At 42.3% G+C, this 16,201-nt stretch carries 15 protein-coding genes; 10 read left to right on the forward strand and 5 right to left on the reverse strand.

Annotation, left to right across the window (positions count from 1 at the left end; all coding sequences use genetic code 11):
* Window positions 1–70: 70 nt before the first annotated feature.
* Both dut and AC4CUZ_RS18255 read right to left on the reverse strand, forming a co-directional pair.
* Window positions 71–523 carry a dUTP diphosphatase gene (gene dut / locus AC4CUZ_RS18250; RefSeq protein ID WP_004694889.1) on the reverse strand — a complete coding sequence of 151 codons (453 nt, stop codon included), beginning with the start codon at window positions 521–523 and terminating at the stop codon, window positions 71–73.
* 43 nt (window positions 524–566) lie between these two features.
* Window positions 567–2,606, reverse strand: a complete 2,040-nt coding sequence (locus tag AC4CUZ_RS18255) for a UvrD-helicase domain-containing protein (protein WP_004694892.1) — start codon at window positions 2,604–2,606, stop codon at window positions 567–569.
* A gap of 138 nt (window positions 2,607–2,744) precedes the next feature.
* On the opposite strand from AC4CUZ_RS18255, the gene AC4CUZ_RS18260 reads away from it, so the two are divergent.
* Entirely contained in the window at window positions 2,745–3,773 is a 1,029-nt protein-coding gene (locus tag AC4CUZ_RS18260; protein WP_007116247.1) for an IS701 family transposase, read from the forward strand.
* A 65-nt stretch (window positions 3,774–3,838) separates the two neighbouring features.
* Here the strand turns inward: AC4CUZ_RS18260 and AC4CUZ_RS18265 are convergent, their stop codons facing one another.
* A complete protein-coding gene (locus AC4CUZ_RS18265) occupies window positions 3,839–4,489 on the reverse strand; it encodes a YiaD family glycine zipper/OmpA-like lipoprotein (protein ID WP_005400164.1) in 651 nt (216 codons plus the stop codon).
* Between the two features lie 257 nt (window positions 4,490–4,746).
* Here AC4CUZ_RS18265 and yihG point away from each other — a divergent pair, with 257 nt between their 5' ends.
* The 6 genes from yihG to AC4CUZ_RS18295 all read left to right on the forward strand — a co-directional run bounded on the left by yihG (window position 4,747) and on the right by AC4CUZ_RS18295 (window position 9,160).
* Window positions 4,747–5,679, forward strand: coding sequence for a 1-acylglycerol-3-phosphate O-acyltransferase, YihG family (gene yihG, locus AC4CUZ_RS18270; protein ID WP_005400165.1), 933 nt, complete (start codon window positions 4,747–4,749; stop codon window positions 5,677–5,679).
* A 10-nt stretch (window positions 5,680–5,689) separates the two neighbouring features.
* The gene (locus AC4CUZ_RS18275) at window positions 5,690–6,739 is read left to right on the forward strand and encodes a hypothetical protein (protein WP_039889842.1); all 1,050 of its coding nucleotides are present in this window, start codon (window positions 5,690–5,692) and stop codon (window positions 6,737–6,739) included.
* 123 nt (window positions 6,740–6,862) lie between these two features.
* Window positions 6,863–7,594 (forward strand): septum site-determining protein MinC, encoded by a 732-nt coding sequence (gene minC, locus AC4CUZ_RS18280; RefSeq protein WP_490748032.1) that lies wholly within the window; start codon window positions 6,863–6,865, stop codon window positions 7,592–7,594.
* Window positions 7,595–7,663: 69 nt separating this feature from the next.
* A complete protein-coding gene (gene minD, locus AC4CUZ_RS18285) occupies window positions 7,664–8,476 on the forward strand; it encodes a septum site-determining protein MinD (RefSeq protein WP_010326008.1) in 813 nt (270 codons plus the stop codon).
* Window positions 8,477–8,478: 2 nt separating this feature from the next.
* The gene (gene minE, locus AC4CUZ_RS18290) at window positions 8,479–8,751 is read left to right on the forward strand and encodes a cell division topological specificity factor MinE (protein ID WP_004694905.1); all 273 of its coding nucleotides are present in this window, start codon (window positions 8,479–8,481) and stop codon (window positions 8,749–8,751) included.
* A 121-nt stretch (window positions 8,752–8,872) separates the two neighbouring features.
* The gene (locus tag AC4CUZ_RS18295) at window positions 8,873–9,160 is read left to right on the forward strand and encodes a PA4642 family protein (protein ID WP_004694907.1); all 288 of its coding nucleotides are present in this window, start codon (window positions 8,873–8,875) and stop codon (window positions 9,158–9,160) included.
* 56 nt (window positions 9,161–9,216) lie between these two features.
* Here the strand turns inward: AC4CUZ_RS18295 and AC4CUZ_RS18300 are convergent, their stop codons facing one another.
* A complete protein-coding gene (locus tag AC4CUZ_RS18300) occupies window positions 9,217–10,122 on the reverse strand; it encodes an AEC family transporter (protein WP_114837468.1) in 906 nt (301 codons plus the stop codon).
* A 57-nt stretch (window positions 10,123–10,179) separates the two neighbouring features.
* Window positions 10,180–13,275, reverse strand: a complete 3,096-nt coding sequence (locus tag AC4CUZ_RS18305) for a DNA translocase FtsK (RefSeq protein ID WP_279042835.1) — start codon at window positions 13,273–13,275, stop codon at window positions 10,180–10,182.
* A gap of 295 nt (window positions 13,276–13,570) precedes the next feature.
* Between AC4CUZ_RS18305 and trxB the strand changes: the two genes are divergently transcribed.
* The 3 genes from trxB to AC4CUZ_RS18320 all read left to right on the forward strand — a co-directional run bounded on the left by trxB (window position 13,571) and on the right by AC4CUZ_RS18320 (window position 16,179).
* Entirely contained in the window at window positions 13,571–14,524 is a 954-nt protein-coding gene (trxB, locus tag AC4CUZ_RS18310) for a thioredoxin-disulfide reductase (protein ID WP_279042837.1), read from the forward strand.
* 86 nt (window positions 14,525–14,610) lie between these two features.
* Window positions 14,611–15,342 carry a leucyl/phenylalanyl-tRNA--protein transferase gene (gene aat, locus AC4CUZ_RS18315; RefSeq protein ID WP_062034249.1) on the forward strand — a complete coding sequence of 244 codons (732 nt, stop codon included), beginning with the start codon at window positions 14,611–14,613 and terminating at the stop codon, window positions 15,340–15,342.
* A 21-nt stretch (window positions 15,343–15,363) separates the two neighbouring features.
* Window positions 15,364–16,179, forward strand: a complete 816-nt coding sequence (locus tag AC4CUZ_RS18320; RefSeq protein WP_004694916.1) for an arginyltransferase — start codon at window positions 15,364–15,366, stop codon at window positions 16,177–16,179.
* Window positions 16,180–16,201: the final 22 nt, after the last annotated feature.

The raw sequence follows: 16,201 nt of genomic DNA on the forward strand, positions 1-16,201 counted from the left end.
TCATTCAGCATTAAAACAACAAAGCCTCTTTTATGGAGAGGCTTTGTTGTTTTACTTTATCACTGAGAGATTAGTTTTGACCAGTATGTCCGAAACCACCTGCACCACGTTCTGTTGCTTCAAATTCATTCACAATATCGAACTGGGCTTGAATCACAGGTACAAGTACATACTGTGCAAGACGTTCACCCGGTTCTAAACTGAAAGCTGTTTGGCTACGGTTCCAAACTGACACCATCAATTCACCTTGATAGTCCGAATCAATTAATCCCACCAAGTTACCTAAAACAATGCCGTGCTTATGACCTAGGCCTGAACGCGGTAAAATTAAACCTGCAAAGTGTGGATCTTCAATATAAATAGATAAACCCGTTTTGACCAAAACAGTTTGTCCCGGTTCAATGACGGTCGCAGCATCAACACATGCACGAAGGTCTAAGCCTGCTGAACCCGTTGTCGCATAGGTTGGCATTGGCCATTCATTGCCTAAACGTGAATCCAACACTTTAACCTGAACTTTCATTCTCTTTTTCCTAGTACAATAAATTTCTAAAACAAAAAAATATTTAGCGCTTAATCAACGCACGTAAATTGTCCAAATAGTGTTGCGCTTGTAATTTCGGATCGACATTGCCCGCCAGTTTCTTTTTACGCCCCAACCATTCCAACTCATCTTGCGGCAACTCATCCAAGAAGCGACTTGGTGTCATTTGCTTCATTTGACCGCCCGCCTTACGTTGTTCTGCAAGCGTGATGGTTAAACCCTGACGCGCACGGGTGATGCCCACGTACATCAGGCGACGCTCTTCCTCAACCGTATCTGCAGCAATCGAGTTTTTGTGCGGCAGTAACTCTTCCTCAAGACCAATCAGATAGACATATGGAAACTCTAGACCTTTAGATGCATGCAGCGTCAACAAGTTTACTTTGTCAGTGTCTTCTTCTTCTTGCTGCTGCTCTAACATATCTAGCAACACCATTTTACGAATTACACTTTCAATGTTTTTCTCATCAACATCTTCAGCACGGTTAATCAAACTTTGAATACTGCTATACAGCACTTCAATATTATCTAGCTTGGTTTTTTCTTGCGCAGGCGTCGCCGCAGACTCTTTGACATAGTCGATATAACCCGCTTCAACCATCATCTTGCGAATAATCGGTACAGGTTCATCATCCTCAAGCAACTCACGGGTAAAGGTGGTAATGAAGTCTGCAAACTCCGCCAACTGCGTGGTGGCTTTTTTAGGAATTACCATAGTGAGACGCTGATCACCCGCTGCTGAAAGCAAAGACAAATGATTTTCTTGTGCAAACAGCCCCAGCTTTTCTAAAGTCACAGGCCCAATAGCACGTTTAGGTGTATTGATGATCCGTAAAAATGCACTGTCATCTTCAGGGTTAATAATGACGCGCAAATAGCTCATCACATCTTTGATTTCAGCCCGTCCGAAGAACGACTGACCACCCGATAATTTATACGGAATCTGCATTTGACGCAGTTGTGTTTCCAGTGCACGTGCTTGGAAATTACCTCGATACAAAATGGCGTAATCTTTCCAATTTTTACCATTCATCAGTTTATGCGTAATTAAATCTTTCACTACGCGCTCTGACTCATCGTCATCATTGCGACACGTAATCACTCGAATTACTTCACCATGACCTTTATCTGACCACAGTTTTTTATCAAAAATATGCGGGTTGTTACCAATCACAGTATTGGCCGCTTTTAAAATACGACTGGTCGAACGATAGTTCTGTTCGAGCTTAATTACTTTTAAATTGTGAAAATCTTCATTGAGCAAAGCCATGTTTTCAGGCTTGGCACCACGCCATGCGTAGATCGATTGGTCATCATCCCCCACCGCAGTGAACTGTCCCATCACCCCAACCAGCAATTTCACTAAAATATACTGTGCGGTGTTGGTGTCTTGATACTCATCGACCAATAAATAGCGAATACGGTTTTGCCAGCGCTCACGTACTTCAGCATTTTCTTGTAAAAGACGCGTCGGCATCACAATCAGATCATCAAAATCGACCGCATTATAGGCACGTAAATTACGCTCATACAGTTGATACAAGTGCGCAAACTGAACATCTTCTGCGGTTTCACAGGTGGTGTGTGCTTGCTCAGGTGGAATCAGATCGTTTTTCCAATCTGAAATCATCTTCATGGCTTTGGCAATCAGTTCTTTACTTTCCGCACCCGATAAATTGTCACGGTGCATCAAGTCCATCAAAATACGCTTACAGTCGTCTGCATCTAAAATAGAAAAATTATTTTTTAATGGCGTGTGTTTCAGCTCTAAACGCAACATGTTTAGGCCAAAGGTGTGGAAGGTCGAGACTGAAAGCCCTTTTGCCTCTTCACGTGACAGCAGCTTGGTGACACGTTCTTTCATTTCACGTGCTGCTTTGTTGGTAAACGTCATCGCGGTAATACGATAAGCAGGAATGCCGCAGTGTTTCACCAAGTAGGCAATCTTACGGGTAATCACCGAAGTTTTACCTGAACCAGCCCCTGCAAGTACTAACAAGGGTCCTTGAGTGTATTTCATGGCTTCAAGTTGCTTGTCGTTTAATTGACTTGCCAGTGACATAGTCTTTCCTCTATTTCATTCCGAGCTCGATTATAGTCATCTCCGCTACAGATGCATAATGCAAATTCATATTTTAACAGTCTAGGACTTACGCATTGACGGATTCAAAAAAGTATTAAAATACTTTATAAAGTATCTGTGATCAGACGAATTAAACATGCTTCTACAGCAACTTGTACATTACCCATTTATATGGGCTTTCTCATGACAGAACCGAACTCTATTAGCTGCACACAACTTGCCGAGACTTATAACATCTCGCATGATAGTGTAAATCGCTTTCTAGAACGTGAAGACTACACACCTCACGACCTATATCAAGAAGCAATTCAACATATTGATAATAATAAACTTATAGTCAGTATTGATGATACTGTTTTAGATAAACCCTATAGTCAACATATGGACTTGGTTAGCTATTTTTGGTCAGGCAAACACCACCGATCCGTCAAGGGTATTAATCTCATTACCTTGTATGCGACAGATCAGAATGGTCAAAATATTCCAATTAATTTCCGAATTTATGACAAATCTGAAAGTAAAACCAAGAATGATTACTTTATGGATATGTTAAGTGAAGTACTCAGTTGGGGTGCAAAGATTCAATTTATTACAGGTGATAGTTGGTATTCATCGACTGGAAATCTAAAAACCATAAGAAAATATGGTATTCGATTTATGTTTGGTATCGACTGTAACCGTAAGGTTTCCCCAGAAAAAGGACAATGGTTTCAACTGCGTTTATTGCCAAATTTCCATCAGGGTCAAGTGGTCTGGCTCAAAGATTTTGGCTTTGTACAATTATTTAAGACTCAGTTAAAAGAACAGCAGAGGTTTTATATTGTGCATCAAGATGAAGATGATTTATTGTCCTTTGAGGGTTTTCATGAATTACATTCAAGTCATTGGAAAATAGAGCAATATCACCGGGTGATTAAACAGGTTTGTCATATTGAAAAGTTTCAAGTAAGACGATCTAAACTGATTTTGAATCATATTTTTTCAGCCTTGATGGCCTACGTCGAGATACAAAAGAACCAGTTTGAGCGGATCTTTGAAAATGTATATCGTTGGCAGAAGAAATTATTTAGACCAGTTATCAAAAACTTCATTGATGACTTTATTCTCGATAAAAATCATCTGCTACCACAGAGAATCTATAAATAATAGTGCGTAAGTCCTACAGTCATAAAAAAACCACCCGAAGGTGGTTTTTCAGTCTTCAATAAAAATTATTGAATTGCGTAGATGCTGATTTCTACACGACGGTTTTGCTCACGGCCTTCAGCAGTCGCGTTAGACGCGATTGGGTTTGCTGAACCTTGACCTTGTGCATTAATACGTGTTGTAGAAACACCTTGAGATGCCAAGTAGCTTGCTACAGATTGCGCACGCGCTTGAGACAGAGGAATGTTGATTGAATCATTACCTGTACTGTCTGTATAACCTGTTACAAGAATACCGCTCTTGTTATCTTCAGTTAAGGTTTGCGCAACTTTGTTTAAAGTTGAATAGAAGTTCGGCTTGATGTTTGATTTGTTGGTATCAAAAGTAATGTTGCCCGGCATGATTAAGCCTACAGAACCATCTGGATTACGGTTAACTTCTACACCAGTACCCGCCATTTGTTGACGAAGTTTCTTCTCTTTGTTGTCAAGGTAAACACCAGTTGCACCACCGACAACTGCGCCAATCGCTGCAGCACGGTTGTTTTGACGGCTAGTATTTGCGTTCCCTTTAGAAATACCATAACCCGCAGCAGCACCAATTAAGGTTCCTAAAGCAGCTTTATCGTATTCTACACCACCAATGTTATTACCAGTGCTTTGACAACCTGTAAGAACCATTGCCCCAACGACTGCGGAAATTGCTAGTGCACGCATCGCATGCCTCCTTCTTTGTGTGTTTTGTTTATAGAACGAATATTGTCGTAAAACGATGATCTAGACCATTGATTTTTTGTTAATAATAAAGCTTTTATTTACAATATGTAATAAAAAATTTCCTTTTCAAGGCTTTCTTCGTCACAATTTCTACACAGTTAATGTTTGGTGCTTTTCTATTTGATCATCCCGTACTATATTGACCTTTAGAAAATAGAACGAGTTGCGAAACGCATTATATTTTAGGGTTTATTTTTATGTCATCACCAAACCAAAAACAACCTTTATTAAAAAAAATCACACGTGGTTTAACTGTTGGTTCAGTCATTACAGGCAGTACTTTTTTTCATGGTCCGCCAGTGCTGGCACTCGGCCTGACCAAACTGTTTAAAAAATCAAAAAAAGTGGATGAGACCAATATTCAAATCACCAACAGCTGGTTGGCTGTGAACAATTATTTAATCGATCATGTCCTACCCAACACGAAATGGGACATTTCTGTCGATGATGATCTTGAGCTAAGTATGCAGGGTCGTTACCTGATGACTTGCAACCATCAAAGTTGGGTCGACACCACGGTTAACCAATATTTTGGTTTAACCCGTATGCCCCTCACCCGCTTTTTTACCAAGTGGGAACTTATTTTTATTCCATTTGTCGGCCAAGCTTTTAAAATTCTAGGCTTCCCGATGATGAAGAGGCATAGTAAAGAACAAATTGCAAAAAATCCTGCGTTGAAAACACGCGATATGGAAGAGGCACGCAAGTCTTGTGAACAACTGCTTAGCCAACCATTCACCCTGTTAAACTATTTGGAAGGCACGCGTTTTACTCCAGAAAAACATGCACAGCAGCAATCGCCTTATCAAAATTTACTTAAACCGAAAGCGGGTGGCTTAGCCTTGGCCTTAAGTATTTTAGGTAATAACATTGATGCCTTGGTAGATATGACCATTGTCTATCCCGACGGCGCACCTGGCTATAGCGAATTTTGGCTCGGAGAAGTCCCACGGATTGCGGTTAATTTGCGTAAGCTTGATATTCCTGCATGGGTACTCGCTGGAAACTATGAAGACGATGCAGACTTTCGTGAACAATTCCAACAGTGGGTCGATCAACTTTGGACTGAAAAAGACCAATTGATTGAAAAAATGAAAGCCAAATACTCAACGTCCAATTTAACCCAGTAAGGGTCTATGCATGATGCAGAATAACCAAGTCAAAAAGTCTAAATATCATCAGGTTGATCCACAAAGTTTGTATTTCAAACTGTTTTTGATCTATGACATTTTTATGGTGTTTCTCATCATTTTTAACTTGTTTTGTTTGTGTGCTAATTTTTTTATCATGAGCAATATCGGTGGATGGTTTTTCCATGCCATTCACCTAGAAAGTGTCTTAAGCTTCTATCGTGAGCATTTGCATCCGTGGGTCATCACCACAGAAGCTTGGTTTATTCTGTTCTTGATTACTGAATTATTGGTGCGTTGGGGCATTGCCATCGTGTATCGACACCATCGTCGCTGGTTTTTCTTTCCCTTCATTCATTGGTACGAAATTTTAGCCATTATTCCTCATTTACGTTTTTTAAGATTATTTCGTGCGGGGGTGATTGCTTTTCGCCTGCATGAGTTGGGCTATAACGTGATTCCTGAGTCGGTACAAGCCAAGGCCAAATTTTACTACCGCGTGGTGATGGAAGAGCTCTCTGACCGCGTCGTGATTACTGTATTGGATGGGGTGAAGCACGAATTAAATACCAGTTCGACCCATAAAAAAATTATCCATGACCTGGTCGATCATCATCGGACTTTATTTGCACAAGCATTGGCTGAAATTTTACAAGAATCTCTCGCCACTGAACTGAAACAACGTCAATATTTTATTGCTCAAAATGTCGGCCTGATTGTGAATCGTGCGATTGAAGATACCCCTGAACTCACCCAATTACTGCGTTTAATCCCAATTGTGGGTGGAAGAATTGAGCAACAAATTCAAAGTATCGGACAACGACTCGGTGAAAACATCACACAAGGTTTACTGGAACCAATGGTGGTGGGAAATCCTGCACAGCCCAATGCCACCTATCGCTTGATAGCTGAAAAAGTCAGTGATTTAAAAATCGATAATCAGTCTTTGGAACAGTTGGTTGAGTCTGTGGTCTATGAAAGTTTGGATGCCATTCGCAAGCAAGTTAAGGTGAAACAGTGGTTAGAAGAGCTTGAAAAAGATGATCAAGCCAAAGAATAAGCATTAAGGTAAAAATATTACAAACGCAGCTAGTGCAATCCTTCATTTTGTTCTAGGATTTGCTCTATTTACAACATCACTTCTTTAGTAAAAAATAAATCTGAGAAGTCTTAAGGAAAAATTATGGCTGATATCCGGATAACTGGCAGAATGGTCAATGCGATTCGCATTACCCTTGACACCAATGATCATGATGCAATCCGACAGCAATTAAGTAAAACATTACAAAATGCATCGACTGCTGGAGCATTAGTTGTTCTGGAAAGTAGCGTTGAGCAAGAGTTAATTTCCTTGATTCAATTATTACTGGATCTGGATGTACAGCCAATGGCAGTACAAGAAGGAATTTTGGCTGAACAAGCCCGTGCCATTCAGTTCCCTGTGATTCCCGCGCAAGGTCATGGTATTAGCTCGCAACTTCAAGAAGTCAAAGCAACCAAAGAGCAAGTGGTTGAAGCCCCTGCTCCTGCTGCGACAGCTTCTACCAATAAGCCAGTTGCGGTAGCACCTGTTATTCGCCATGCGACTTCATACCATGACGAAATTTTACGTACGGGTCAGTGCTTGGTGCAAAATCAAGGCGATATCATTATTACCGCAGGGATTAACAGTGGCTCGGAAGTGATTGCTTCAGGAAATATACATATTTATGGTAGTGCTCGTGGTAGAGTCATTGCCGGCGCGGGCGGAAACAGCGCTGCACGCATCTTCTGTCATGCTTTAGAAGCCGAATTGGTTTCAATTGCAGGGACCTATTGTGTTGCAGATGATATTCCAGCGCAGCATTTAAAACGCCCAACACATATTTACTTAAATGATCAACAAGAGCTTGTATTTGAAGCGCTTGAATTTTAATGTATAAATAAACACCAAAAGCCCCAAATGATAAATAAGGGGATTTAAACCATAACAGGAGTGGATTCGGTGGCGAAAATTGTTGTCGTAACATCAGGCAAAGGTGGCGTAGGCAAAACTACGACAAGCGCATCTTTTGCAACAGGTTTAGCCCTACGTGGTCACAAAACTGTTGTGATCGATTTTGACGTAGGTTTACGTAACCTTGATTTGATCATGGGTTGTGAACGCCGCGTTGTGTATGATTTTGTCAATGTATTAAATAACGAAGCTCGATTACAACAAGCGCTTATCCGCGATAAAGATATCGAGAATTTATATATTTTACCTGCGTCGCAAACCCGTGATAAAGATGCCTTAACTGATGAAGGCGTAGCACGTGTCATGGATGAGTTGTCACAAGAGTTTGACTACATTATTTGTGACTCACCTGCAGGTATCGAACGCGGTGCAATTTTAGCAATGTACCATGCCGATGAAGCGATTATTGTGACCAACCCTGAAATTTCATCTGTACGTGACTCTGACCGTATTATTGGTATGCTCGACAGCAAAACCAAAAAAGTTGAAATGAATGAAGGTCGTATTCGTAAACACTTGTGTATCACACGCTTCAACCCTGAACGTGCGGATAAACAAGAAATGTTAACCATTGACGACATTTCTAAAGATATTTTACGTGTGCCAACTTTGGGAGTGATTCCTGAGTGTAAGAGTGTTTTACAAGCATCTAACGAAGGTAAACCAGTGATTCTCTTTACTGAAGAAGCAGCAGGCCAAGCCTATGATGACCTTGTGGCACGTTTCTTAGGTGAAGAACGTCCTTACCGTCATATTACGGTGAAGCCTAAAGGCTGGTTAGCACGACTATTTGGAGCGTAGACATGGCAGGATTTTGGAGTAAGCTTTTTAGTAATGATGAAAAACCGTCTAGTGCTCAAACCGCAAAAGATCGTTTGAAAGTCATCGTAGCGTCTGAAAGCGGTTTAGGTAAACGTCTTAGCCAAGACAAAATCGACCAAATGAAGAAAGAAATCATGCAAGTGGTGAATCGCTATGTTCGCGGTGTAGATGAACAGCACATTCAAATGGCTGTCCGTTCTGAAGCGAATATTGAAATGCTTGAAATGAATATCAATTTGCCTGAAGAACGTTAATCTGATTTTTGATTAGTCAAGTAAATTGAATCAAGGCAGAATATGCGCAGACACAAGAAAGTATTTTCTTTGTCTCCCATATTTTGCCTTTTTTAATGATTAAACCAGCAAGGAGATTGCTATGGCATTATCTCAGCCAGCAACGTTCAATGAAGAATGGTCAGATGAGCGTGTATTTGCCTACTTAACTCAGCTTCCTCCTGAAGGTGTGAATGGCGACTTTCATGTGTTGTACCATGCCTTTAAACACATGCGCCCAAGTGATTATGAGCGTCTGCTCACCCAATTTAAAACGGATGGTCGCGACATTAATGCCACCAATCCAGAAGGTCAACGTATCCATGACGTAATTGCCGCTTATCCACGTCAAGCAGCACCGTTTTTAGAAGTCTTGGCTAAATTTGCCTAACTCTTCAAAAACAGCAATTTTAAAATGCCAGCTCAGTACGGTAGAACTGGCATTTTTTATGTCTGTAAAAACCACATCCAAAGTGGAAAAGTCAAACCGAAACACAAAGTTTGCAAACTAATGATTGCCGCCATGAGTTGACTATCCCCTTGAAAATATTTGGTTAGGACATAGGCTGCTGAGGCTGTTGGGAGCGAGAAGAATACCACCACAATCATGGTTTCAAATGTTGCTAAACCAAATAAAAGACAGCCTACATAGGCTAAAATAGGCACGAAGATTAAACGCCCAAAGGTATTTAGAATTAGCGCTCGGCCAGCATATTTTAACGCATTAAACTGGAGTGCTGCGCCCACACACAAGAGCCCAAGCGGAAGGCTCATCCCTGCTACTAGCTTTAAAGATTGGCTCATGCTCTCGAGCAAATGCATACCTGAAAAATTAAAAATAATCCCGACCAGACAAGCCAGAATCAGCGGATTTTTCGCAACCGACCACGCAATATTTTTATAAGACAGTCCCTGCCCTTGAGAAAAACCAAGTACGGAAAGTACATTCACCAATGGAATAACAAAGGCAATAATCATGGCAAAGACTTGCATCCCTGCAGCGCCAAAAATCAAAGCCATACTGGTCAAACCAATATAAGTATTAAAGCGAATATGACTCTGTAAATAAACGCCAAATTGCGACACAGGCGTACCATACACCGCTTTTAATACCCATAGCACCACACTCATCAGCAAGGTCACAGTAAAGACCACAGCAAGGGCTGGCAGGACTTGCCCGACATTAAAATGAACGGTGGCTAGACTACTGAACAGCAAAACAGGAAACAAAATCCAATAATTCAGTCTTTCAGCACCTTGCCAAAATTCTACCGTTAAAAAGCGATACCGCTTTAATACATACCCCATGGCAATGAGTACCACCAATGGAATTAATGCATCAATAATTTGCATGACTGGATGCCTAAACTGAATGATTAAGAAAAAGCCTGCAATCCGCAGGCTTTCTTTTTAAACTAAAATTTCTCGCTTACCGTTCGCACCTTGCGCACTCACGATCCCGTTTTCTTCCATTTGGTCGACAATCCGCGCGGCACGGTTATAGCCTAAACTAAACTTACGTTGTAGCGAGGACACCGAAACCTTGCGTGTTTCCAATACAAAGGATACGCACTGGTCATAAAGTGCATCACGGTTTGGATCGCCATCGCCATCTTCAAAGCCACGAGAGCTTGGCTCTTCATCAAATGGCGTTAAGATTTCATCGACATAATTTGGTGAGCCTCGTTCACGCCACGCATCGCAGATACGGTTCACTTCATCATCGGCAATAAAGGCACCATGTACACGTTCAGGTTCAATTTTACCCGGCCCTAAGAACAACATATCACCATGACCCAGTAAGTCTTCCGCCCCACCAGCATCCAAAATCGTGCGTGAGTCAATTTTTGAGTTCACGCGTAAAGCCACACGTGTTGGAATATTGGCTTTAATCAGACCAGTAATTACATCGACCGAAGGACGCTGCGTTGCAAGTAGCAAGTGAATGCCTGCGGCACGTGACTTTTGTGCCAAACGCGTAATCATTTCTTCAGCTTTCTTACCGACCTGCATAATCATATCGGCAAACTCATCCGCCACAATCACAATCGATGGTAATGGGGTCAAACGTGGTGCGCGCTCACCAGCAACCGAATCACTGGCTTTCCAAGTCGGATCAATCAGCTCTTCGCCATTGGCAATCGCTTCTTCCACTTTACGGTTATAGTCCGCAAGCTTACGAATTTTTAGGAAAGACATCAGCTTATAGCGACGTTCCATTTCATTCACACACCAGTTCAAAGCACTGACTGCATCTTTCATGTCCGTGACCACTGGGGTAAGCAAATGTGGAATATCGTTATAGTTAGCAAGTTCTAACTGTTTCGGGTCAATCAAAATTAAACGCAACTCATTCGGCGTATATTTCAACAACATCGACAAAATCATCGAGTTCACTGCCACCGATTTACCTGAACCTGTGGTGCCTGCAACCAGCATATGCGGCGCTTTACCTAAGTCAGCAATGACAGGATTACCTGAAATATCTTTGCCCATTGCCATCGAAAGAATGCTATTCGGATCAGTAAAAGCAGGAATGGTCAACAACTCGATTAAACGTACCATTTCACGTGTGCTATTCGGCACTTCAATCCCGATATACGGTTTACCCGGAATAACTTCAACCACACGTACAGATGCCATGGACATTGAACGTGCCAGATCTCGTGAGATATTGGTCACTTTAGAGGCTTTAACGCCTGGTGCTAAATCCAACTCAAAACGAGTCACTACAGGCCCTGGCTGCGCTTCGACCACTTTGGCTTTGACATTGAACTCTTGTAGTTTAATTTCAAGCAATTCAGATAAACGCGCCAACTGTTCAGCAGTGAAATTGACTTTTTTATTGAGGTCAACTTCATCCAGTAAATCCAGTCCTGGCAGCGGTGATAAATCACGACGATGCTCTGCTACTTGCATGGACAAAGACATTGGACGGCCTGATGCATCCGTCAATGGCGCATCAAAATCGAAGTCGTCTTCTTCTTGCGGTTTTCCAGCAGTGTCCTGCCATGCTTCAATAAACGCTTCTTTGGACAAAACTTCTTTGGCTACAGCCGCTGTAGTACTTGTGCTTACGGTATTATGATGCTGAATAGGTGCTTGTACAAAAGCAGATGACTGCGCATAACTACTGCTGGTGCGTACATCTGAAGCAGCAACTTTCTGCTCCGACCAATCCTCAGCAAGGAATTCGTCTAAATCATCCAACTCATCAAGCTGTGCTTTTGCAATTCCACTCGGCGCTGCTTGTAACGCAACGGGACTTGCCGCAGCACTTAAGGTTGCAACCTCAGCCACCGCAATTGGATCTTCAACCACATGTAAATGAGATACCAGTTCAGGCGTATTGAAGGGGCTGTGAACATCCGTTGCTGTTTTGCCATTGGGTACGGCAGCAAGCAGCTCGTCAAAGATTTCATCATCATCCCAATCGACATTTTTCTTCTGTGCAGGGGCATCGTCTTGGAAATAATGAGGATCAGCAATTGGGGTTGTATGATCTTGAACCCCTGCTTGAAAATGTTGTTCTGGGCTAAATGGGCGATCTTCTTCGGCAGCACGAAGTAAAGCATCAATATCATTTTTATGACGTTGATCTTCACCTGAGTTTAATGCACGCCACACTTCCCCTGTCGCTACCACGCGCTGACTGTCTTGTTCTAATTGGTGCGCTTTTTCTATAGTCCGCTCAAGCTCTACCTCATCATCCACATCCACCTGTTGTTCTTGAACACGTTGCTCTTTGGCCACCATGTCATTAAACAAATGCTCTGCTGAATAGTCGCGCTGAGGTGCTTTAACTGATGCCTCTTGCACGGCTACTGGCGCCTCGACCAATTCCGTTGCTTCAATACCCTTTTTCGGTGCCGTTGCAATCACTTCTTTTTTGACGCTTGGCGTCGTACGATCAAAGGCAGACTCGCTTTCAGGTACGTTGCGGTAAAATAAATCTTGTAAATATGCAGGAGTTGCTTTGAGGGTCGCGAAAGTACGGTTCCATTTGATACCGAAAGCCAAGGTCAATAAGACCACGGTAAACACGACCAAAAATAAGGTTGCACCGTAAATGGTTAAAATCTGCGACAAACTTTGTCCCAGTTCATAACCAATAATGCCGCCAGAGGCATTGTCTAAAGTGTCCGCTGGAACTTTCCAAAACAAGAACAGTAAGCTGGCGGTTGCAAGCAAAATAAAGAATTGTGCAGCATAACGAAATGGGCGGTTTAAAAAACTATGCGGCCACCAGACTTGAATGGCTTCAATGAACAAAAACACAGGAATAAGTAGACTTGCCCAGCCTAAAAAACCGAACAGTAAGTCAGCAATCCACGCCCCAGCAACGCCACTGGCATTCGAGACTTGCAAGGTATCACTTGATATATGCATCCAGCCCGGATCAAATGGGGTATAGGTCACGGTAGCAAGGAACAAATAAATGCCAAACGAGACTAAAAATAATGTCATTAATAAGCGCTGTGCATAAGCACCCGACACCTCAGTCATATACTGTCCTGTAACAAATTCTTCATTAATGTTTTTGTTCGAAACCTAAAGCAAAAGTTTCACAATAAACGTCATATTATGCACCTCTTCTTTATAAAAAGATGCACTATTCTTAAATGCTTTATGTATAGCGAGCAGATGATTTTTCCACTTTTTCCCGCTCTACACCGTATATTTCTTCTATATAGCTCAAATCGATTTGATTGATCAATAATATCGACATTGAACTCACACAACTGTTATAGAGTTTCACGTATAATTCCACAAATTTCTAAATAAAAAAAGGATTCTACGTATGAACGCTCGTCACTCACGTTTGATTATTCTCGGTTCAGGCCCTGCGGGTTACAGCGCTGCGGTATATGCCGCGCGTGCTAACTTAAAGCCGACATTGATTGCGGGTATCCAACTCGGTGGTCAGCTAACGACAACGACTGAAGTTGATAACTGGCCGGGTGACCCTGAAGGCTTAACAGGTCCTGCACTGATGGAACGTATGCAAGCGCATGCTGAACGCTTTGGTACTGAAATCATCTACGATCATATCAATGAAGTCGATCTTTCTGTACGTCCATTTGTACTCAAAGGTGACATGGATGAGTTCACTTGTGATGCACTGATTATTGCCACAGGTGCGACCGCTCAGTACTTAGGTCTTGAGTCTGAAGCTGCTTTTATGGGCCAAGGCGTGAGCGCATGTGCAACCTGTGATGGTTTCTTCTATAAAAACCAAAAAGTCATGGTTGTCGGTGGCGGTAATACTGCCGTTGAAGAAGCACTATATTTGTCTAACATTGCATCGCATGTGACTTTGGTTCACCGTCGTGACTCATTACGTTCTGAAAAAATTCTTCAAGATCATTTATTTGAGAAAGAAAAAGAAGGCAAAATCAGCATCATTTGGAATCACCAAGTGGATGAAGTTTTAGGTGACAACACGGGTGTAACCGCAGTTCGCTTAAAATCAACTCAAGACGAATCTACACAAGATATTGATGTCCAAGGTTTGTTTGTTGCAATTGGCCACAAACCAAACAGCGCAATGTTTGATGGTCAATTGAACTTACGTGATGGCTATATCCAAGTTCAAAGCGGTACATCTGGTAATGCCACAGCTGCTTCCGTCGCTGGTGTATTCGCAGCAGGCGACATTGCTGATAGCGTTTATCGTCAAGCGATCACTTCAGCGGGGTCTGGCTGTATGGCTGCGCTAGATGCGGAAAAGTATTTGGATGCTTTAGGCGAATAATCTAAGCCTTGAAAAAGATCGCCTTCCATAGGCGGTTTTTTTATGTATGATCTTAAAGTCATTTTTTATCATGTATACACATCACTATGCAGCAGTTACCGCCTTCTGAGTATATCTTTCCCGATCCGCTTGAAGTTGACCCCGAGGGTGAAGGCTTAATTTGTATCGGTGCAGACCTCTCCCCTTCTACCCTGTTTGAAGCCTATACCCATGGTTTATTTCCATGGTTCTCTACAGGTGAGCCCATTTGCTGGTGGTGCCCCGAGCCACGTTGCATCATCCGTCCGCAGGATTATCAGCCCAGTAAAACTCTCCTTCGGAGCATGAAAAAGCAAGATTATCGCATCACCATCAATCAAGCTTTTGAACGGGTGATCCGTGCCTGCTCACTACCACGCAGCTACGCTGATGACACGTGGATCAGTGAAGACATTATAGATGGCTACTGCGCAATGTTTGATGCAGGTTATGGCTATAGTGTTGAAGTATGGGATCAAACACGCTTGGTTGGTGGACTATATGGCATCAGCATTGGACACGGCTGTTTTGGGGAGTCCATGTTCAGTACCGAAACGGATGTCTCAAAAATGGCCTTTTATACGCTGATGTTGATTGGACGTGAAAATAAGCTGCCTTGGATCGACTGCCAATTGGTCAATGATCATCTGTTAAGCCTCGGTGCTTGTACACTTTCTCGGCAAACCTATTTAAAATCGTTACAAGATGTTGTAAATCAACCCGCTATCGATTGGAAAATGTATCAGGAGGGTGTATTTTCAAGTAAAACAATAGCGCAAAATGCGCGACTGACCGAATAAAGAATAATAGAGGGATTTATCATGAATTCGTATCACCCGAAGTCCCTACTGAATGATTTACAGTATTACATCACGCCACCGCATGACTGCAGCTATCTAGAAAAAAAGTCAGCCCGGATGGTATTTCTCGATCCAGCACATCGTATTGATGTCGTCACGCTGTCCGAACTTTCTCGGGTGGGTTTTCGCCGGAGTGGTGATTTTGTCTACCGCCCAGAGTGTCATCTGTGTCGACAGTGCTTGTCGAGCCGCGTACCTGTACGCGAATTTAAGATGAACAGCAGTCAAAAAAAAGCATGGAAACGCAATCAAGATCTGACTTTAAAAATTACCCGCACTGCGGATGCCACCAAAAAACATTATGACTTATATGAGCGTTATATCTTTAAACGCCATGCCGATGGAGACATGTTCCCACCTAGCCGCGATCAATTTGATAAATTCCTCGTGCATAGCTGTACCGAGAGCTTTTTCTTAGAGCTGTGGAAAGAAGACCAACTCATCTGTGTTTCGACCTGCGACCCTTTAGATGATGGCTTATCTGCGGTTTATACTTTTTTTGATCCCGATGAAAACAAACGCTCACTCGGCACTTTCGCCATTTTAAAACAAATCGAGCTAGCAAAAGCACGCGCTTTGCAGTTTGTGTATTTGGGCTATTGGGTACCACACTCAGAAAAAATGAACTACAAATCGCAGTATTTACCGCTAGAGTTACTGATTGATGGTCAGTGGCGCAGACTCAATCACAGCCTGAGCAGCGAGGAAGTGCAGCAACTGGGAAACTCCTTAATGACCACCCTACCTTCGGGGTGGAATAACGCCATTATTAAATAATGGCGTTATACAGAAGCTTAAC

It is taken from the genome of Acinetobacter sp. 789_lipA (genome assembly GCF_058242845.1).

Coding starts and splice junctions, on each gene's coding strand:
- dut (WP_004694889.1), bottom strand. CDS start 523: ATGAAAGTTCAGGTTAAAGTGTTGGATTCACGTTTAGGCAATGAATGG.
- AC4CUZ_RS18255 (WP_004694892.1), bottom strand. CDS start 2,606: ATGTCACTGGCAAGTCAATTAAACGACAAGCAACTTGAAGCCATGAAA.
- AC4CUZ_RS18265 (WP_005400164.1), bottom strand. CDS start 4,489: ATGCGTGCACTAGCAATTTCCGCAGTCGTTGGGGCAATGGTTCTTACA.
- yihG (WP_005400165.1), top strand. CDS start 4,747: ATGTCATCACCAAACCAAAAACAACCTTTATTAAAAAAAATCACACGT.
- AC4CUZ_RS18275 (WP_039889842.1), top strand. CDS start 5,690: ATGATGCAGAATAACCAAGTCAAAAAGTCTAAATATCATCAGGTTGAT.
- minC (WP_490748032.1), top strand. CDS start 6,863: ATGGCTGATATCCGGATAACTGGCAGAATGGTCAATGCGATTCGCATT.
- minE (WP_004694905.1), top strand. CDS start 8,479: ATGGCAGGATTTTGGAGTAAGCTTTTTAGTAATGATGAAAAACCGTCT.
- AC4CUZ_RS18295 (WP_004694907.1), top strand. CDS start 8,873: ATGGCATTATCTCAGCCAGCAACGTTCAATGAAGAATGGTCAGATGAG.
- AC4CUZ_RS18300 (WP_114837468.1), bottom strand. CDS start 10,122: ATGCAAATTATTGATGCATTAATTCCATTGGTGGTACTCATTGCCATG.
- AC4CUZ_RS18305 (WP_279042835.1), bottom strand. CDS start 13,275: ATGACTGAGGTGTCGGGTGCTTATGCACAGCGCTTATTAATGACATTA.
- trxB (WP_279042837.1), top strand. CDS start 13,571: ATGAACGCTCGTCACTCACGTTTGATTATTCTCGGTTCAGGCCCTGCG.
- aat (WP_062034249.1), top strand. CDS start 14,611: ATGCAGCAGTTACCGCCTTCTGAGTATATCTTTCCCGATCCGCTTGAA.
- AC4CUZ_RS18320 (WP_004694916.1), top strand. CDS start 15,364: ATGAATTCGTATCACCCGAAGTCCCTACTGAATGATTTACAGTATTAC.